The organism is Bacillus sp. V26 (assembly GCF_034296245.1).
Taxonomy (GTDB): domain Bacteria; phylum Bacillota; class Bacilli; order Bacillales; family Bacillaceae; genus Bacillus; species Bacillus halotolerans.
Map to the genome: position 1 here is coordinate 1 of NZ_JAXKQF010000029.1, position 255 is coordinate 255.

General features: G+C 49.4%; 2 tRNA genes. Both read left to right on the forward strand.

Annotation, left to right across the window (positions count from 1 at the left end):
- Window positions 1-49: 49 nt before the first annotated feature.
- Window positions 50-125: transfer RNA gene (locus UJ203_RS20840), tRNA-Val, on the forward strand.
- A 3-nt stretch (window positions 126-128) separates the two neighbouring features.
- Window positions 129-204: transfer RNA gene (locus UJ203_RS20845), tRNA-Thr, on the forward strand.
- The last annotated feature ends 51 nt before the right edge of the window (window positions 205-255 follow it).

Below are 255 nucleotides of genomic sequence, written 5' to 3' on the forward strand. Positions count from 1 at the left end.
CCCTGTGAGAGTAGGACGCCGCCAAGCAATTGCACGTTAGTGCAATTATGGAGGATTAGCTCAGCTGGGAGAGCATCTGCCTTACAAGCAGAGGGTCGGCGGTTCGAGCCCGTCATCCTCCACCATTTGCCGGTGTAGCTCAATTGGTAGAGCAACTGACTTGTAATCAGTAGGTTGGGGGTTCAAGTCCTCTTGCCGGCACCACTTTTATATGATATAATATTCAAGTCTCTTGTAAGAAGAGCCATTAGCTCA